General features: G+C 48.7%; 2 protein-coding genes. Both read right to left on the reverse strand.

All coding sequences use genetic code 11. The annotated features are described in order from the left end of the window. The coding region (gene glcE / locus B7X71_RS15550; RefSeq protein WP_293601379.1) for a glycolate oxidase subunit GlcE at window positions 1–681 on the reverse strand (681 nt) is incomplete at its 3' end. Beyond that, a complete protein-coding gene (locus B7X71_RS15555; protein WP_293601381.1) occupies window positions 681–2,186 on the reverse strand; it encodes an FAD-linked oxidase C-terminal domain-containing protein in 1,506 nt (501 codons plus the stop codon). The genes B7X71_RS15555 and glcE, both read right to left, overlap by 1 nt. Window positions 2,187–2,260: the final 74 nt, after the last annotated feature.

Below are 2,260 nucleotides of genomic sequence, written 5' to 3' on the forward strand. Positions count from 1 at the left end.
AGCACCGGCCAGACGAATGGTAAGTTCACCATCGCCACCTCTTGGGCTTCCAATCCAGCAGCTAGCTGAGAGTGGTAAGGGTTGCCCAGCCCACTCATTTAAGAGGCGCAAGGTTTTTTCTTGGCTGAGCTGACAACGTAAGGTGGCTGTTGCTGCAGGCTTAGGTAGTACTTTTACAGAAGCCTCGAGTAATAGTGTGAGGGTTCCCATAGATCCGGGCATCAAACGTGAAACGTCATATCCCGCCACGTTTTTCATCACCTTGCCGCCAAAAGATAAGTCTTGGCCTTTGCCATCCATGATGCGTGCACCAAGAACAAAGTCACGTAAGTTGCCAGCGCTAATGCGACCAGGTCCTGCTAAGCCTGCAGCTATGGTGCCACCAAAAGTTGCGTTATGACCAAAATGGGGTGGCTCAAAAGCGAGCACTTGATTCTTTTCAGCTAGAGCTGCTTCAATTTCCTTTAATGGTGTGCCAGCACAAGCCGTAATCACTAATTCTTCAGGCTGGTATTCCAGGATGCCAGAATAAGGGCGGGTGTCTAACTTGGCATAGGAATTGGTATTGCCATACCAAGACTTTGTTCCACCACCTTCAATTGATAGTGGTGTTTTATTTTTGACTGCTGCCAGAATTTGTTCGCGAAATAAATCAATAGCCATATTGTTGGATGTGGACATTAGAAGCGCTCCAACTCGGGATGCGGTAAATTGCCGCCACTAATGCGCATACGACCGTATTCAGCACAACGATTTAATGTGGGGATCGCCTTATCAGGATTTAATAATCGTTCAGGGTCAAATGCTGTCTTAACTCCCCAGAAAGACTCGCGTTCACCTTCACCAAATTGAACGCACATGGAATTAATCTTTTCAATTCCAACGCCATGCTCACCAGTAATCGTGCCATCGAGCTCGACACAGGCTTCTAAAATTTCAGTACCGAATTCTTCAGCTCGATGCCACTCATCTTGATCGGCACCGTTAAATAAAATGAGTGGATGCATATTGCCATCGCCCGCATGAAATACATTCAAGCAAACAAGACCATATTTCTTTTCCATAACCTGAATACGTCTGAGTAGAGTGCCAATATTTCTGCGGGGGATTGTTCCATCCATACAGTAGTAATCAGGCGCTAAGCGTCCTGCTGCGGGGAAGGCATTCTTACGACCACTCCAAAATTTCAAGCGCTCCGATTCATTTTGAGAAATCTGAATACCACTAGCACCTGCTAGTTCGAGCACCTTAGTCATGCGCTCAATTTCTTCTGCAACCTCTTCAGGCGTGCCATCGGACTCACACAGGAGAATGGTCTCAGCTTCAAGGTCATACCCCGCATGAACAAATTCTTCTACTGCACGAGTAGTGGCTTTATCCATCATCTCTAAGCCGGCAGGAATGATGCCAGCAGCGATGATCGCGGCAACTGCATCGGCACCTTTTTCAATATCGTCAAAACTGGCCATGATGACGCGAGCCAATTTTGGCTTAGCAATGAGCTTGACCGTGACTTCAGTCACCACTGCAAGCATGCCTTCGCTACCCATCACAATTGCCAATAAATCGAGTCCTGGAGAGTCCGGCGCAAGGCTGCCAAATTCCACGATTTCACCATTCATCAACACGCCGCGAACTTTGAGGACGTTGTGAAGGGTTAGTCCATATTTGAGGCAGTGGACACCACCAGAGTTTTCATTCACATTGCCGCCAATGGAGCAGGCAATCTGTGAAGAGGGGTCCGGAGCGTAATAAAGCCCCAGATGGGCAACAGCTTCAGAGATGGCTAAATTGCGAACACCGGGTTGTACAACTGCAGTTCTGGTGAAAGGGTCAATGCTGATAATCTTTTTGAGTTTGGCTAGCGAGAGCACTAAACCTTGGGAAATGGGCATGGCGCCACCGGATAGGCCAGTGCCAGATCCGCGTGGAACGATAGGCACTTGCATTTCAAAGCAGGTCTTTAGGATCTGGGCAACCTGCTCCTCAGTCTCCGGTAAGGCTACCGCGAGGGGCATGCGTCGATAGGCCGCTAGACCATCACATTCATAGGGAATCGTGTCCTCAGGCTCCCAAAGCAAAGCGTGCTCCGGGAGTATCGGGCGCAAGGCCGATACCAATTTGGATTGAAGGGCGGTAATGGCCGCGAGCTCGGGGGGTGGGGTCACCATATTCATAAGAATCATTTTAGCCATTTACCTATAATTAGTTCATGGGAAATCGACTTTCAAAAATAGCCACCAGAACTGGTGATGCGGGT

This window comes from Polynucleobacter sp. 39-46-10, from assembly GCF_002282275.1.